The sequence below is a fragment of the Adhaeribacter soli genome (assembly GCF_008727925.1).
Lineage (GTDB): Bacteria > Bacteroidota > Bacteroidia > Cytophagales > Hymenobacteraceae > Adhaeribacter_A > Adhaeribacter_A soli.
The window spans coordinates 18,791-34,082 of sequence record NZ_VTWT01000007.1; the positions used below are offsets into that span (position 1 = coordinate 18,791).

The 15,292-nt window shown below is 48.3% G+C and carries 12 protein-coding genes; 4 read left to right on the forward strand and 8 right to left on the reverse strand.

Annotation, left to right across the window (positions count from 1 at the left end; translation table 11 throughout):
* Positions 1-2: 2 nt before the first annotated feature.
* From F0P94_RS12995 to gltX, 4 genes are all read right to left on the reverse strand, one after another.
* Positions 3-2,633 carry a carboxypeptidase-like regulatory domain-containing protein gene (locus F0P94_RS12995; RefSeq protein WP_225307214.1) on the reverse strand — a complete coding sequence of 877 codons (2,631 nt, stop codon included), beginning with the start codon at positions 2,631-2,633 and terminating at the stop codon, positions 3-5.
* A gap of 47 nt (positions 2,634-2,680) precedes the next feature.
* Positions 2,681-3,700: a FecR domain-containing protein gene (locus F0P94_RS13000; RefSeq protein WP_150904333.1), complete on the reverse strand. Its 1,020-nt coding sequence runs from the start codon at positions 3,698-3,700 to the stop codon at positions 2,681-2,683.
* A 114-nt stretch (positions 3,701-3,814) separates the two neighbouring features.
* A complete protein-coding gene (locus tag F0P94_RS13005; protein ID WP_150904334.1) occupies positions 3,815-4,414 on the reverse strand; it encodes an RNA polymerase sigma-70 factor in 600 nt (199 codons plus the stop codon).
* A 326-nt stretch (positions 4,415-4,740) separates the two neighbouring features.
* On the reverse strand, positions 4,741-6,288 hold the full coding sequence (gltX, locus tag F0P94_RS13010) for a glutamate--tRNA ligase (protein ID WP_150904335.1): 1,548 nt from the start codon (positions 6,286-6,288) through the stop codon (positions 4,741-4,743).
* A gap of 221 nt (positions 6,289-6,509) precedes the next feature.
* Here gltX and F0P94_RS13015 point away from each other — a divergent pair, with 221 nt between their 5' ends.
* On the forward strand, positions 6,510-7,499 hold the full coding sequence (locus tag F0P94_RS13015) for a YihY/virulence factor BrkB family protein (protein WP_150904336.1): 990 nt from the start codon (positions 6,510-6,512) through the stop codon (positions 7,497-7,499).
* Between the two features lie 99 nt (positions 7,500-7,598).
* Here F0P94_RS13015 and F0P94_RS13020 read toward each other — a convergent pair whose 3' ends face one another.
* Positions 7,599-7,979: a RidA family protein gene (locus F0P94_RS13020; RefSeq protein WP_150904337.1), complete on the reverse strand. Its 381-nt coding sequence runs from the start codon at positions 7,977-7,979 to the stop codon at positions 7,599-7,601.
* 154 nt (positions 7,980-8,133) lie between these two features.
* Here F0P94_RS13020 and F0P94_RS13025 point away from each other — a divergent pair, with 154 nt between their 5' ends.
* Together F0P94_RS13025 and F0P94_RS13030 are read left to right on the forward strand one after the other, a co-directional pair.
* The gene (locus F0P94_RS13025; RefSeq protein ID WP_150904338.1) at positions 8,134-8,808 is read left to right on the forward strand and encodes a 3-hydroxyacyl-CoA dehydrogenase family protein; all 675 of its coding nucleotides are present in this window, start codon (positions 8,134-8,136) and stop codon (positions 8,806-8,808) included.
* 129 nt (positions 8,809-8,937) lie between these two features.
* Complete coding sequence (locus F0P94_RS13030; RefSeq protein ID WP_150904339.1) at positions 8,938-9,702, forward strand: slipin family protein; 765 nt, start codon at positions 8,938-8,940, stop codon at positions 9,700-9,702.
* Positions 9,703-9,798: 96 nt separating this feature from the next.
* Here the strand turns inward: F0P94_RS13030 and glmS are convergent, their stop codons facing one another.
* Genes glmS through F0P94_RS13045 form a run of 3 tightly spaced genes read right to left on the reverse strand, consistent with a single transcriptional unit; the run spans position 9,799 to position 13,873 of the window.
* A complete protein-coding gene (glmS, locus tag F0P94_RS13035; protein ID WP_150904340.1) occupies positions 9,799-11,634 on the reverse strand; it encodes a glutamine--fructose-6-phosphate transaminase (isomerizing) in 1,836 nt (611 codons plus the stop codon).
* A 48-nt stretch (positions 11,635-11,682) separates the two neighbouring features.
* Positions 11,683-13,077 (reverse strand): DUF4270 family protein, encoded by a 1,395-nt coding sequence (locus F0P94_RS13040; RefSeq protein ID WP_150904341.1) that lies wholly within the window; start codon positions 13,075-13,077, stop codon positions 11,683-11,685.
* Positions 13,061-13,873: a glycogen/starch synthase gene (locus tag F0P94_RS13045; protein ID WP_150904342.1), complete on the reverse strand. Its 813-nt coding sequence runs from the start codon at positions 13,871-13,873 to the stop codon at positions 13,061-13,063. Before F0P94_RS13045 ends, F0P94_RS13040 begins: the two co-directional genes overlap by 17 nt.
* A 143-nt stretch (positions 13,874-14,016) precedes the next feature.
* Between F0P94_RS13045 and panC the strand changes: the two genes are divergently transcribed.
* Positions 14,017-14,862, forward strand: coding sequence for a pantoate--beta-alanine ligase (panC, locus tag F0P94_RS13050; protein WP_150904343.1), 846 nt, complete (start codon positions 14,017-14,019; stop codon positions 14,860-14,862).
* Positions 14,863-15,292: the final 430 nt, after the last annotated feature.

Below are 15,292 nucleotides of genomic sequence, written 5' to 3' on the forward strand. Positions count from 1 at the left end.
GCTTAAAATTTAAAGCTGTAATTAACCGACGGAATAAACGGAAAAAAAGAAACCTGACGCAAAACCCGGCGGTCTTCGGTGGAAGAAAGATAATAGTAATACGGGTTTTTCCGGTTGTAGAAATTGTAAACGCTCAGCTCCCAGGTTCTTTCGCCCCAGCTTAATTTTTTCCGGAACTGCATCCCGATATCGAGGCGGTGGTAGGCCGGCATCCGGAAATTATTGCGTTCCCCGAATTCGGAAACCAGGTTAGCCGGGAACATGCCGCCATCGAAGGGACTATGCGTAGGTAAATAATATTCGGAAGAAGGCAGGGTGATGGCGTTGCCGGTACCGTACACCCAGTTTGCCGATAGTTTGATGGTAGGGGAAATATCGTAGGAAGCAATAATGGAAAAGTCGTAGCGGCGGTCGTAGCGGGCATCGAAGCGCCGGCCGCCGTTAATGGAATCGAACTGGTGCTGAATGCGGGAAAGCGTATAGCCGATCCAACCCGTAAACCGCCCCGTTTTCTTTTGCAGCAAAAACTCCACGCCGTACGACCAGCCCTGGCCCGAAGTAACGTTTTCTTCCCAGTCCCTTTCGTCCTGAGCCGTTGCCGGATCATCGATGGCTATAAAAGTGGCATTGTCGTTATAAGCAATTATCCGCTTCATTTTTTTGTAGTACCCTTCTATTTCGAGCACTGCTTTTTTCTGGAACAGATCCTGGGCTATCCCTAAAGCTACCTGGTTGGCGCGCTGCGGCTTTACGCGGGGCGTGGCCGGCACCCAGAGATCGATCGGCAAACCCGTACCGGTGCTGCTGAGCAAGTGCACGTACTGGTTCATGGCCGCGAAAGAAGTTTTAAGAGCCGTGTTTTCCCGCAGGCGGTACGCAGCCGAAAGCCTTGGTTCGGGGTTGAAGTAACTGCGTTCGGATGTAAGGAAATGGCTCAGGCGGATGCCGGCATTTACCAGTAATTTCGGCAGCGGCGAAAAGAAGTCTTCGGCATACAGGGCGCTTTCCAGGCTATACAAACGCTGGGTGGTTCTTAGGGAATAATTCGAATTAAGGTCGAAGGCCCGCACGGCGTTTGGCGTGAAATAATGGAAGGTGGTAATGCCGCCGAACTTGATGTAATGGGCCGGGGAAGGATAAAAATCGAAATCCGATTTCAAACTCACATCCTGAATGCCGGAAAAATAATCGAGGTTGTAGTTCAGGTAAGAAGAACTGGCTTTATCGGCTACGGCAAAGCGGTACTGGCTGTAAATTAAAGAAGTGTTGGCAAACAGCCGGTCATGAAAAAGATGGTTCCAGCGGACCGTACCGGTAGCATTGCCCCATTGCAGCCGCGAACTCTGCTCCATTTCAGCGTCCAGCAGATCGATGTAAAACTTGTCGCGCCCGAAATAGCCGCTCACGTAAACTTTGTCTTTCCGTCCGAAGTCGTAATTGAATTTAATGTTGCTGTCGAAAAAGTAGTAACCCACTTTCATATCTTCCGGCATAAAACCATACAGCAGGGCATCGAGGTAAGTGCGGCGCGCCGAGATCAGGAACGAAGATTTCTCTTTCTTTATGGGGCCTTCCAGCAGCAGCCGGGTTGCAATAAGCCCGATACCGCCTTCGCCGTGAATTTTTTCCTTGTTGCCCTCTTTCAGGTTCATCTCCAGTACCGAAGAAAGCCGGCCGCCGTACCGCGCCGGGAACCCGCCTTTGGTTACATCGATGCTTTTCAGGGCATCGCCGTTAAAGAGGGAAAAAAGCCCGAACAGGTGGTTGGAATTGTAAACCGTTGCGTCGTCGAGAATGATCAGGTTCTGGTCGGGGCCCCCGCCGCGCACGTGTAACCCCACGCTGCCTTCGATACCTTTCTGCACCCCCGGCATTAACTGCACTACTTTCAATACGTCTTTTTCGCCCAGCAAGGCCGGAATATCCTTTACCTGCTCTACCGGGATCTGCATTTTACTGGTCTGGGTGGTTTGCGTGCTCCGGAGCTCCCGGTCGGCGGTTACCACTACTTCCTGCAGTTCGGCGGCCGGCTGCAGGTCAATGTTCAGGTTCAGTTCCCGGTTCAGGAAAATCTGCCGGGAAACGGGTTGGTAACCCACATAACTGAATTGCAGCAGAAACGAATCTGGAGGCAGTGTGAGGGAGTAGAAACCGTAATTGTTCGTTACGATGCCGGCTTTTCGTTCCGGTGCGTACACTGTAACGCCAATCAAGGGTTCGCCGCTGCCGGCTTCGCGCACGTAGCCGCTGATGGTGTAGCGGTCACTTTTTTTACCGGCTTCACTACCATTTTTCGAAAGGCTTTCTGGCTTTTTATTGAACAATAAGATCTGATCTTCGCGGTAAAGCCAGGCAATGGTGGTGCCCCGGAAAAGCGTTTGCAGAATTTCTTCCAGGGTTTGTTCTTTTCCCGAAAGGGTTACTTTTTTGGTTAGGGGCAGGGCATCGCTGCTGTAGGAAAAGGTAAGGTGGGTTTTCTCCTGAAGTTCTTTTAAAAAAACTTCGATGGTAGCAACTTTATACGAAAGCGAAACTACCTGGCTGCCGTTGGGTGCGGTTTGCTGAGCGAAAACCTTTCCAGGAAACGCTAAGAAAAGAGCCAGAAAAAGCAAGGCAACCGCGCGAAACAGCACAAAGACTATCAGTTAATTAAGTATTATTTTACAAAATTAACGAATAATCAACAACCTGTACCATCTACATAAACAGTATCTTTTTCCACGGAAAAAGTAAGGCCCAGCGTAAGACGCAACACTTCCAGTACTTCCTCCAAATCCTGATGATCGAAGGTGGAAGTAAGGTGGCAGTTTTTGAGTTGTTCGTTGCGGAAAACCACTTTTTTGCCGTAGAATCTCTCCAGGTCATGCGCTACGGTGCTCAGCTCAGCATCCTGAAAACGCAGCACGCCAGTTTGCCAGGCCATAAAGTTCAGGTCAGCAGTAGCTTCGGCGGTCACTTTGTGGGCAGCAGCGTTAAAGCGGCCGGTCTGGTTAGGCGTGAGCAGTACCCGGTTTTCCGGTTTGTCTTCTTCCCGCAATTCCACTTTTCCGGTCACCACCGAAACAATTATTTCCTCGCCGGCAGTAGCATCTACGTTAAAGGAAGTACCTTTTACTTCGGTAACCGTTTCGCCGGCGCTTATCCGGAAAGGTTTGCTGGCATCTTTGGCTACTTCGAAAAATGCTTCGCCTTCCAGTTCTACTTCGCGGGAATTAGCCGCAAATTGTTTCGGGTAGCGCAGGGAACTGTTACCGTTCAACCAAACGGTGGAGCCATCCGGTAAAGAAATTTTGGAGCGTTTGCCGGCAGGTGTTTCGTACTTGATGTAAGCCAGACCGGGACTCAGCATATTGGTTTTATTGCGGAAAAGCACCAGTGCCGTACCTAAAATAAGCACCAGGCCGGCTGCAACTTTCCATACCCAGCTGTAGTCTTTGGCTTGTGGTTCCGGCGTAATGGTTGTGGTTTCCGGCTGAACTGAAATTTTGCGGTTTATTTTTTCCCAGGCAGCCGCTTCATCGGTTTCGGGAGCCTCGGCCGGGCTGCCGGCTACCGACCAGATCTGGCGCAACTGGGCCAGCTGGCGCCGGTTGGCAGCGCTGGAGGCCTCCCAGAGCTCCACGTCGCGGTTTTCCTCCTCCGACGTTTCTCCGGCCAGGTACCTGGTTAATACTTCCCAATCGATGGTTGGCGGCAACATGCTGGTTAAATTTTATTCCCGTTTCTTTTAAGACAATTTCCGGAAGCGCTACCCTTAGTGCCGGCTGCAAAATTTCTTATACTTTTCAGGCTGTGCTGCATACGGTTTTCCGGGTTAGCTAATGAACATGTAAAGTAATACCAGCACGGCGTCTGCCCAAACGGTTTTCAGGAAAGTGCGCAATTTTTTCAGGGCCGTGCTCATGTGCGCTTCCACCGTTTTAGGCGAGATCTGCAGTTCGTCGGCAATCTGCTGGTACGAAAGACCTTCCTGACGGCTCAGGTTGAATACAATGCGGCATTTCTCCGGCAGCTGTTCAATGCCCTCGCTTACCAGTTTTTCCAGTTCCTGTTGTGAAAGTTCTTCTTCCGGCGTCTGGCTTAAAGCCGCATACGTTTCCGGCACCTCATCCGAAACCACGCTCATGCGCGCCACGCGGCTTTTCAGGTAATTGAAAGCCCGGTTCCGCGCCATGGTGTACAGATAAGCTTTCACGGCCGAATTAATCTGCAGCGTTTCGCGGTTTTCCCAAAGATAAATGAAAATGTCCTGGGTAAGTTCTTCGGCTACTTCCTGGTTGCGCACGAATTTCCAGGTGAACTTGTAGAGATCGTTGTAAAAGGTTTTGAAAAGCAGCTGCAGCGTAGCCTGATCGCCGGCGGCTAGCTGGCGGCAGAGTTGCTCAGGAGTAAGAAGGGCAGCTGAAACAGACATAAAACACTTTTCCGGAAAGTAAATTTACAATTATTCCGCCGAAATGTTATTGCATGTTCCCGGTTTTTAATGGCGTTCTTCTAAAAATCGTCGCAAAAAAAGCCCTCGAAGTTTTTAGGTGAGGACCGTTTCATGCTGGCGAATTCTCCTTTGAGCATTCAGCGAAGTGTTTATTACAGGTTGTTCCTTGCAGAAAACGCTCCTTTTGAGGCTGTCGCCTCACTGAAGTTGAAAACTTCAGATCATTTGTAGGTCCAAGTTGAAAACTTGAACCAGCAATATTGAAAAAAAAGCCCTCCCCTGATTTAGGGGAGGGTTGGGTGGGGTTAAGCCGTTTTCAGTGCGTAAGGCTGCAGCTTCTCAATGGCAGTTTCCAGGCGTTTAACCGTCTCTTCCTTGCCGATAATTTCGATAATAGCCATCAGGTCCGGGCCGGCTTCTACGCCGGTAATGGCTAAGCGCAAGGCCTGCATTACTGCGCCGAGCTTCATGCCGTTACGTTCCAGGATGCTGTTAAGCAAATGCTTGATTTCTTCGGCCATGAACACTTCGATGCCCGGCAACTCGTTCTTGAACTGCTCAAAAATGTTTACCGCCTGGGAATTCCATTTCTTAGCTGCTACCTGCTCGTTATACGTTTCCGGAGCAATGAACATGTATTTGGCTTCGCGCCAGAAATCCTGCGGGAAGGTAACGCGCTCTTTCATGACCGAAGCAATTTTAGCGGCTTTCTCCGGCGAACATTCAATATTGTGCTCTTTCAGGGCATCGAGTAAGTACACGGCCAGTTCCTCGTCCGGTTTGGCGCGGAGGTATTGCTCGTTGTACCACTTTACTTTATTCTGATCGAAACGGGTGCCGGATTTGCCGATGCGCTCGATCGAGAACGCTTCGATCAGTTCGTCCATAGAGAAGATTTCCTGTTGCGTGCCCGGGTTCCAGCCTAAGAAAGCAAGGAAGTTTACGAACGCTTCCGGCAGGTAACCGTTTTCGCGGTAGCCGCTCGATTTCTCGCCGGTAAACGGATCTACCCAGTTCAGGGGGAATACTGGGAAGCCTAATTTGTCGCCATCGCGTTTGCTCAGTTTGCCGTTACCGTCTGGTTTCAGCAGAAGTGGCAAGTGCGCGAATTCCGGCATGGTGCTTTCCCAGCCTAAATAACGGTACAGTAACACGTGCAACGGGGCGCTTGGCAACCACTCTTCGCCCCGAATTACGTGTGTGATCTCCATTAAATGGTCGTCCACGATGTTGGCTAAATGGTATGTTGGCATGCCATCGGATTTCATCAAAACCTTATCGTCGATGGCGGAAGAATGTACCATTACCCAACCGCGGATCATGTCTTTCAGGCGAATCTCTTCCTTGCGCGGCACTTTTAAACGGATCACGTACGGGTCGCCGTTCGCTAAACGCTGTTTCACTTCGTCTTCCGGAAGCGTCAGCGAGTTTTTCATGGTGTTGCGGGTAATGGAATTGTATTGCGGCGTGGCCACTTTGGCAGCTTTCAGGCGCTCGCGCATGGCGTCCAGTTCTTCGGCCGTATCGAAAGCATAATAAGCGTTGCCTTCGTTTACCAGTTTCATGGCGTATTCCATGTACATCGGTTTACGCTCGCTCTGGCGGTAAGGCGCATGCGGACCGCCTACTACCGGGCTTTCGTCCAGCTTAATGCCGCACCATTCCAGGGCTTCGAAAATGTAGTTCTCGGCGCCGGGAATAAAACGGTTCTGGTCGGTATCTTCGATGCGGAGCAGCATTTTGCCGCCCATCTTTTTGGCAAACAGGTAATTGTACAAAGCGGTGCGAACGCCGCCAATATGTAAAGGCCCGGTCGGGCTGGGAGCAAAGCGTACTCTAACTTCTCTTTCCATGAATGTGCTCTTAGAAAAAATGGTATTTAAAACGGGCGCAAGTTACAAAAATCTACGGCCAATGGCACGTTTAAATTGTGCAGAAACCAAGGCGGTACGCATTTATACGCTGAAAGGTGGCCGTAAATAAGTATTAACTTTTAAAATGCGCTGCCGTTCAACAACGGGCTGTAACCTCCGGTGCCTTTTTACAAACCAGCCCGTAATAATTCTTCCTTAAAATGCTATCGAAATCGCTTGATAAAGTATGGTGCCTGGTCCGGGAATCGTGGCTCGAATTTCTGGATATAAACCCCTTCCAGTTGGGAGCAGCGCTGGCTTATTATGCCGTTTTTTCGCTGCCGCCCATGATCATCATTATCGTAAATGCGGCGGGTCTTTTTTACGGCCGGAAAGCGGTAGAAGGGCAGATCTACGTTTATATGAAAGATTATATTGGCGTGGAAGGCGCGCTGGAGGTGCAGAAAATGGTTGCCAACCTAAGCCAATACTCCGGCCTGACGCTTGCAACTATTATCGGTATCGCCGCCTTACTGATTGCCGCTACCGGTGCCTTTATTTCCCTGCAGGATTCGCTCAATTTTATCTGGGGGGTGAAGCCGAAACCCAAACAGGCCTTTATGAAACTGGTGCGCGACCGCTTCATGTCTTTCCTGATGATCTTGGGCATTACCTCGCTGTTGCTGGCGCTGGTGCTGGTTCAATCGGCGTTTTCATGGCTCAATAACCACCTGATTTTAAACATTGAAGGTTCCCAGGTTTTTATTGCCAATGCCGTTAACCTGATTTTGTCCACCCTGGTTATTGCTTTCCTTTTTGCCGCGGTTTACAAGTTTCTGCCCGATGCCGATATAAAATGGCGTGATGTACGCGTTGGGGCAGGCGTTACGGCGGGTTTATTCACCATCGGTAAAATTTTAATTGCCACGTATATCGGCAAAACGGATGTGGCTTCGGTGTATGGCGCGGCCGGTATTATGGCTATTCTGCTGGTCTGGGTTTTTTACTCTTCCCAGATACTGTTTTTCGGGGCCGTTTTTACGTTGGTATATTCCCGGAAGTATGGCTCCAACATTTACCCGAAGCAGTATGCGGTGCGCGTGGCGTACAAAGAAGTGGAAATGGGGCACCGGGCCGTAAATAAAGATAAGGGCAAATACGAAGAAAAAGAAAACGTACCGAAAGACGAAGATGAAGCCTTACGCGAATAAAACGTAAAAACCTCACAGGTTTCAAAAACCTGTGAGGCTTGATTTCAAAATAGAAGGTCTGCATCTTTTCAGGCCTTCCGTATAGCGTTTATATTCCTGCTATTTTACCGCAATAGCCGAAATTTCTACATTCACATCTTTAGGTAAACGGCTCACTTCCACGGTTTCGCGGGCCGGCGGGTTGAAAGCAAAGTAGCTGCCGTAGATCTCGTTTATCCGGGCGAAGTTGTTCATGTCTTTCACGAAGATGGTGCACTTTACAACGTCGGCAAAACCCATTTCCGCTTCCTGTAAAATAGCCTGCAGGTTTTTCATTACCTGGTGGGTTTCCGCTTCAATGCTCTCGCTGATCAGGTTACCGGTTTGGGCATCCAGCGCGATTTGGCCGGAAATATAAAGCGTGTTGCCTGCTAAAACGGAGTGGCTGTACGGCCCGATTGGCGCCGGTGCGTTTGGTGAATTTACAATAGTATTTGCCATAAGAATGAATATTTTAGAAGTTATATTTCAGGTGGTTGTTAAAGAAAAGGCAGCTTTTTAAATCGTAATTTTCAATTTCCACATCTTCAAATCTCCACATTTTCAGAATTTCCTCATTTAAAACCTATCTTTACGGCCAAATATACAGAGAAATATGCAGGTACTTGTTTTAAGCACGCCGGAAATTGCCGCCGAATTCCAACAGAAATTTACCGCTTCGCACCAATATACTTTCATCCAAAGCTACGACGAACTGGAAAAGCACCTGCCCCAAACCGAGGTAGTTTTCGATTTTCTACTGCAGGATGAACCGGTCCGCCTGAGCCATTATGCCGGTAAAGAGCATTTAACGGTATTCTGCAGCGCGGTAAAAGTGCAACTGGCGGTTTTAGCCCTAAGCGCTGAAAAGGTAACCTGCAATCTGATCGGTTTTAACGGGTTGCCTACCATGATCAACCGGCAGTACCTGGAAGTTTCTTTGCTGCATGCCCACGGAATAACCAGACTGGAAGAAATCTGTAAGGAACTGGGTACGGAATATTTAGTAGTGGAAGACCGGGTTGGTCTCGTTACGCCGCGCATTGTCTGCATGATCATTAACGAAGCCTGCTATACTCTGCAGGAAGGTACGGCCACCGTGCGGGATATCGATCTGGGGATGAAGCTCGGTACCAACTATCCGTTCGGACCGTTTGAATGGGCAAACAAATTAGGCGTACGTAACGTGTACGAAACCCTGCAGGCCGTTTATGAAGATACCAAAGACGAACGCTACAAGATCTGTCCGCTGCTGAAAACCAAATTCCTGAAGAACGAAGCGTTTGCTTAAGTTTTTAGATAAAAAGGAATAGCGTATTCGCAAGGAAATGATTTAAAGAAAGGCAAGCTGATAGGGCTTGCCTTTTTTATGCCTGAACAATAGCGTTTCCCGGCAGTTAAATAACTAAACCCGGAAGTTATGATGCTACTTATTAGTTTGGGAGTTTTAATATTTTTGCTGCTGACCGGATTTCGGATTGCGCAGGAATACGAACGGGGCATCATCTTCCGCCTGGGTAGGTATCGCGGCATAAAAGGGCCCGGACTTTATTGGCTTATTCCGTTTTTTGAATGGCAGCAAAAGATCGATACCCGCACCCGAACCGTAGATTTGGAACGCCAGGAAACTATAACCAAAGACAGCGTAACCATAAAAGTAAATGCGGTATTGTGGTTCCGGGTGGTGGAGCCATCCAGCGCCATTCTGAAGGTAGCCAATTATAATCAGGCGGTTTACCAGCTTTCTATAACCACGTTGCGCAATATTATCGGGCAGCATGTTCTGGACGAAGTGCTGAAAGAGCGTGAAGAAATTAACCGCAACCTCCAGCGGCTGGTAGACGAAGCCACTTATCCCTGGGGAATTAAAATTGAGATGGTGGAAATGAAAGATGTGGAAATTCCGGAATCTATGCAGCGGGCCATGGCGCGGGAGGCAGAAGCCATTCGCGAGAAACGGGCACGCATTATTAAAGCCGAAGCTGAACTGGCCGCGGCAGAAAAATTGGCAGAAAGTGCCCGGATCATGTCCGAGAGTGCAATTGCTTTGGAATTACGCCGCTTGCAAATGATTTCTGAGATCGGAATCGATAATAATACTACCACCGTTATTCTTATGCCTTCCGAATTTTCGAATGCTGCTAAAAGCTTAACGGATCTGGTTAAAGCTCCAAAAACCACATAAGCTTCAGGGGATTTTATACAAATTTTATACGAAGCTTAGAAAAACAAAAAGGCAAACCGCTTAAGGTTTGCCTTTTTATACTTGAACAATAGCGTTTTATTCTACCGTTACCGATTTTGCCAGGTTACGTGGCTGGTCTACGTTGCAACCGCGCATTACAGCAATGTGGTACGATAATAACTGCAGCGGAATTACCGAGATCAACGGAACCAGGGCTTCGTCTACTGCCGGAACCTCGATCACGAACTCAGCCATTTCCGGAATTACATCGTCGCCTTCGGTTACGATGGCAATAATGCGGCCTTTGCGGGCTTTTACTTCCTGAATGTTGGAAACGATTTTTTCGTAAGAGCTGTCTTTGGTAGCAATTACTACCACCGGCATGTTCTCATCGATCAGCGCGATCGGGCCGTGCTTCATTTCTGCTGCCGGGTAACCTTCCGCGTGAATGTAAGAGATCTCTTTCAGTTTCAGAGCGCCTTCCAGGGCAACCGGGAAGTTGTAACCACGGCCTAAATACAGGAAGTTCGGAACATCTTTGAAAACGTCGGCGATGTGCTGGATCTGGGCATCTAATTTTAATGCTTGTTCTACTTTGGCCGGGATGTTCTCCATTTCAACCATTAACTGGCGCAAGCGGCTGTTTTCGATCATGCCGCGTTTCTCGGCAACCATCATGGCCATTAAGGTAAGCACCGTTACCTGGGCCGTGAAGGCTTTGGTTGAGGCTACCCCGATCTCCGGACCGGCGTGGGTGTAAGCACCGGCATCGGAAGCGCGCGCGATAGAAGAACCTACCACGTTGCAAACGCCAAAAATAGTAGCGCCTTTCGACTTTGCCAGTTCGATTGCCGCCAGCGTATCGGCTGTTTCGCCGGACTGGGAAATAGCAATTACAATGTCCGTTTCGCGGATAACCGGGTTCCGGTAACGGAACTCAGAAGCGTATTCCACTTCAACCGGGATCCGGGCAAATTCTTCGAATAAATATTCTGCTACTAAACCCGCATGCCAGGAAGTACCGCAAGCTACTACCAGAATGCGGTCGGCAGCAACGAATTTATTAACATACTCCCGGATACCGCCCATCATCAGGTGGTTCTGGTCGGCAATTAAGCGGCCGCGCATGCTGTCCATGATGGAACGTGGCTGCTCAAAGATCTCTTTCAGCATGAAGTGCTCATAACCGCCTTTTTCAATGGCTTCGAGCTTCAATTCCAGTTTCTGAATATATGGAGTGGTCTGAACGGCTTCTTTTGTATGGATATCGAGCTTGCCGTCTTTAATAACCGCGATCTCGTAATCGTTCAGGTAAATAACTTCGTTGGTGTACTCCACGATCGGGGTAGCATCGGAAGCCAGGAAGTATTCGTCTTTGCCTACGCCAATTACCAGCGGGCTGCCTTTACGGGCCGCAATTAGTTTATCCGGATCTTCGGCCGATAAAACTACAATGGCATAAGCGCCCACCACTTCGTGTAAAGCAAGGCGAACGGCTTCTTCCAGGGTGCAGTTGTTATTCTGGTGAATATCTTCGATCAGGTTGATGAATACTTCAGAATCGGTATCGCTGAAAAACTGGTGGCCTCTACCTTGCAGAACCGTTTTCAGGGCCGCGTAGTTTTCAATAATCCCGTTGTGAATAATAGCGATCCGCTTGGAAGTGGAATAGTGCGGGTGCGCATTGGAGTCGTTTGGTTCGCCGTGCGTTGCCCAGCGGGTGTGGCCCATACCTACATGCGCGTGGGTATTGCTGTCGCCGATAAATTTTTCTAAGTCGCTTACTTTGCCTTTTTTCTTATAAACGTTTAAATCTCCGTTTAACAAAGCAATACCGGCGCTGTCGTAACCCCGGTATTCCAATCTTTTCAATCCTTTCAGGATGATCGGGCATGCTTCACGATGCCCAATGTATGCTACGATTCCGCACATATAGTTTTTTCAGTTTAAATGGTGCTGGTTGCACCTTTTATAAAACTCCTATTGGTTTAATGTTGAGTAATAAATTCTGAGTTGGATGCCTTTGCCGGCGGTGCTTATAATGCTTCTGTTTACCGTAATAGTTCCCGGAAAAGCAAGTCCGGCTGCTGTTGCAGTAAAGGAATCTTCCGGTACCGGCGAAACAATTACGCCATTGTTGGGTTTTTGTTTATCTACCAGCGCCTGCACGTAAGAAGTAATATCGGCTTTGTAGAAAGAGCTGTCGGTATTGTAAAGGGCTCTTAACGGGCGGGTAATGCCCAGCGCCGGCGCATCGCCCCGCTGTACGGCATACGCTACCCCGCCGGAGGTTTTAGCCACCCGTTTGCCGGGCGTGCTTTCATACAGGAAAATACCCGAGGAAGGCCTGGTTACGGTACCAATGGAACCAATGGTGCCGGCTTTTACCGGCAGAATAAGTTCGGCATAATTAATATACACATTCCCTTTTCCATCTTTAAAGTTCTCGAGGCCAGGAAACGTAATGCGGGTTTTTACGCCGGTATTTTCCTGGATATACGTGACGTCGCCGGTCTCGGCAGACGGTACTTCCATGGCCGGTGCAATCTTTAATTTACCCTGACGGTCGGCTTTTATGCCGTTAAAATAGGCATCGGGGCTTAAAGTGAAATTATGGGATTTGGTTTTTCCAGCCTGGTCTTTGAAATACAGGTTAAGCCCTGCTATACTTAGCTGGGTTCCGGCGCTATCGGGAGAAGTATTCAGCCCTATAATGCTACCGGATGCAGAGTTGGCAGCAGGAGCAATGGCTATGCCTTTCAGGTAATTGCGGAAGGCCTCCTGGGTAGAAAAATCAGCCGTGCCGGATTTGCTCATCAGTTCGTTGGCAAAGTTCTGGTCCAGCTTAATGCGCAGCAGGCGGCTGTATTCTTTCCCATTGCTGCTTAGTCGGTTCTTCCGTGGTTTAAACGTAATACTTCCCAGGGTTGCATCGGTGGCCAATACATCCGTAGAGAAATACGTTTTAGCGTCGATAAAAGGCTCGCTCAGCCTTTTTACATCCAGGGTAATGCTGATCGTAGTGTCGCCGTAGTAATAGCCACTATAAGACAGCACCAATACGGCGGAGTCAGCAGTTCTGGAGGGAGCATCGAAGGTAACGTTTGTGCCGTTAAGGTTTACGCGGGTATAATGCGTAGCCGTAATCGTGCCCAGTTCTCCATCGGTAGTTTTACCAACCACAATTGGTTTTCCTTTAAATGCTAATATTGAGTCGGGCTCAACAATGGTGGCGGCCGAAACGGCGTTGGTGCCGAAAGTTGTGCCTAAGGTGTTGCCTTGCAGGTTAAGCCCGATATCTGATGGTTTTTCGCAGGATGCTAGAGTAATTAGAGAAAGAAGGAATAAATATACGCTGCTAGTTCGCAAGTTCATTATACAGGTTGTAGTAAGAGTCGAGCTGGTTTTCGTCCTGCTCAATTTCGTTAATGGTTTTCGTTTTTCTGAACTCGTTGAAGAGCACGTTCATGTTGTCGCTGAAATCGTCGTCGGACTTAATAACGGTGTCCGCATATTCCATACCAACTTTCACGAACGCATCGTAGTCTGCCGATTTCAGGCTGCCCAGCATGCTGTCTTCAATGTCGAGCATTTTTACTTTTTCAAGTAAATCGCCCTCAAATTTATAGGAAAATTCGTTGTTGCAAACAGTAAACACAGATTTTGCATCTTTGAAGATCGGATCTTTTTTATAGGTCGACTTCAGGTACATCGGAATCAGGCCGGTCATCCAGTCGTAGCAGTGTACAATATCCGGCGACCAACCCAGTTTTTTAACGGTTTCGAGTACGCCTTTGCAGAAGAAAATGGCGCGTTCGTCGTTATCGGCGTGAAATTTATTGTCTTTATCTACCAGCGCAGACTTGCGGTGGAAATAATCGTCGTTGTCGATAAAATAAACCTGTAACTTGGCGTTCGGAATGGAAGCAACCTTAATTACCAGCGGTTTTTCTTCTTCGCCTACGGCAATGTTAATACCCGACAGGCGCACTACTTCGTGTAACCGGTTCTTGCGTTCGTTAATTAAACCGAAGCGCGGCACAAAAATACGGATTTCCATCCCTCTTTCCTGCATTGCCTGAGGCAACATTCTCAGAAAGTCTGCTACTTTTGTGGTTTGTAAGAAAGGGTTAATTTCAGTGGCGACATAAAGGATTCTGAGTTTCGACATAGGATAGGAAAGTTTATTTTCGTTTGGGCAAAGGTATTGGTAATGCAAAATTACAAAAAATATCTCTAATTTTCAAATTTTTATCTGGTAACAGTAGAAGCGTTTGCTTTTTTGGTGCTTTTAAGTACCGTTTTATATATTAAATGAAACAAATAACCACCATTAGTGAAATGCGCGCCGAGGCGGAGAAGTTGCGCATTTCCGGAAAAACGATCGGGTTTGTGCCTACCATGGGCGCTTTGCACGAAGGCCATTTGCACCTGATCCGGGCTTCGGTATCGGAAAATGATATTACGGTTTGCAGTATATTCGTGAACCCCACTCAATTCAACAACGCGGAAGATTTCCGGCTTTACCCCCGCATCGAGGAGCAGGATGCCCTGATGCTGGAAGCGGCCAATTGTGATATTCTATTTATGCCTTCTGCCGCAGAAATGTATCCGGCCACGGCCAGAGTGCATTTTAATTTCGGCGAGCTGGAAACGGTTATGGAAGGCGCTCACCGGCCCGGTCATTTTAACGGCGTAGCCTTAATTGTAAGCAAGCTTTTCCATATCGTGCAGCCGCATCGGGCTTATTTTGGGCAGAAGGACCTGCAGCAATACGCAATTATCCGGCAAATGGTTACAGATCTCAATTTTAATCTGGAAGTGGTCCGCTATCCGATTGTTAGAGAGGAAGATGGCCTGGCCATGAGCAGCCGGAACCGCCGCCTGACTGCTGAGCAACGGGAAATTGCGCCGCAACTGCATCATGCCTTGGTGCTGGCCAAAAACATGCTGCCAAACTATAGCCTGCTGCAGATCAAAAATGCGGTAGCCGATTACCTGAACGATTATCCGGAAATAAGATTAGAGTATTTCGAAATAGTTGATTCCGTTTCGCTGCAGCCCATAAATGAACCGGAAGGGCCTCAGGAAGTGGCCTTGTGCCTAGCAGCTTTTTTAGGTGAAATCAGGCTGATCGATAATATTGTAACGGTAGTTTAAGTTGCTGAAAAAGTAAGGCCGGGAAAAAAGGAGCGTGTCTGGAGTTTTGGCCATAGCCGTCAAGCCAGGCTAACTTATTGAGTCATTCTGAGCTTGTCGAAGAAACTTATGGAAATTACAATGACAAAGCGAGCGTAGCAAGATTTGTCTTACTATTAAATTTTAGATATACGGCTCCATAAGTTCCCTCGACTGGCGCTCGGGATGACCAAATAAAGTGGCTTAGCCTGAAGGCTATGGAGTTTTGGTATTAATTTCTTCCCGGCTGAATTCTTTATTTGAATTTTCATTGCCGTCTGCTTTAGCTGACGGATGCAGGCTGCCAAAATTCAGCATTATCTCTTCCTGTTATGTCGTTTTGGCTAAAGCCGAAATTGAAAATCTTTTAAACCGTCAGCTAAAGCAGACGGCAATGAAGCCGGCAAATGGA

Bases quoted from the DNA above. Each gene is read 5' to 3' on its own strand.
- F0P94_RS13000 (WP_150904333.1), bottom strand. From the start codon at position 3,700: ATGTTGCCGCCAACCATCGATTGGGAAGTATTAACCAGGTACCTGGCC.
- F0P94_RS13005 (WP_150904334.1), bottom strand. From the start codon at position 4,414: ATGTCTGTTTCAGCTGCCCTTCTTACTCCTGAGCAACTCTGCCGCCAG.
- gltX (WP_150904335.1), bottom strand. From the start codon at position 6,288: ATGGAAAGAGAAGTTAGAGTACGCTTTGCTCCCAGCCCGACCGGGCCT.
- F0P94_RS13015 (WP_150904336.1), top strand. From the start codon at position 6,510: ATGCTATCGAAATCGCTTGATAAAGTATGGTGCCTGGTCCGGGAATCG.
- F0P94_RS13020 (WP_150904337.1), bottom strand. From the start codon at position 7,979: ATGGCAAATACTATTGTAAATTCACCAAACGCACCGGCGCCAATCGGG.
- F0P94_RS13025 (WP_150904338.1), top strand. From the start codon at position 8,134: ATGCAGGTACTTGTTTTAAGCACGCCGGAAATTGCCGCCGAATTCCAA.
- F0P94_RS13030 (WP_150904339.1), top strand. From the start codon at position 8,938: ATGATGCTACTTATTAGTTTGGGAGTTTTAATATTTTTGCTGCTGACC.
- glmS (WP_150904340.1), bottom strand. From the start codon at position 11,634: ATGTGCGGAATCGTAGCATACATTGGGCATCGTGAAGCATGCCCGATC.
- F0P94_RS13040 (WP_150904341.1), bottom strand. From the start codon at position 13,077: ATGAACTTGCGAACTAGCAGCGTATATTTATTCCTTCTTTCTCTAATT.
- F0P94_RS13045 (WP_150904342.1), bottom strand. From the start codon at position 13,873: ATGTCGAAACTCAGAATCCTTTATGTCGCCACTGAAATTAACCCTTTC.
- panC (WP_150904343.1), top strand. From the start codon at position 14,017: ATGAAACAAATAACCACCATTAGTGAAATGCGCGCCGAGGCGGAGAAG.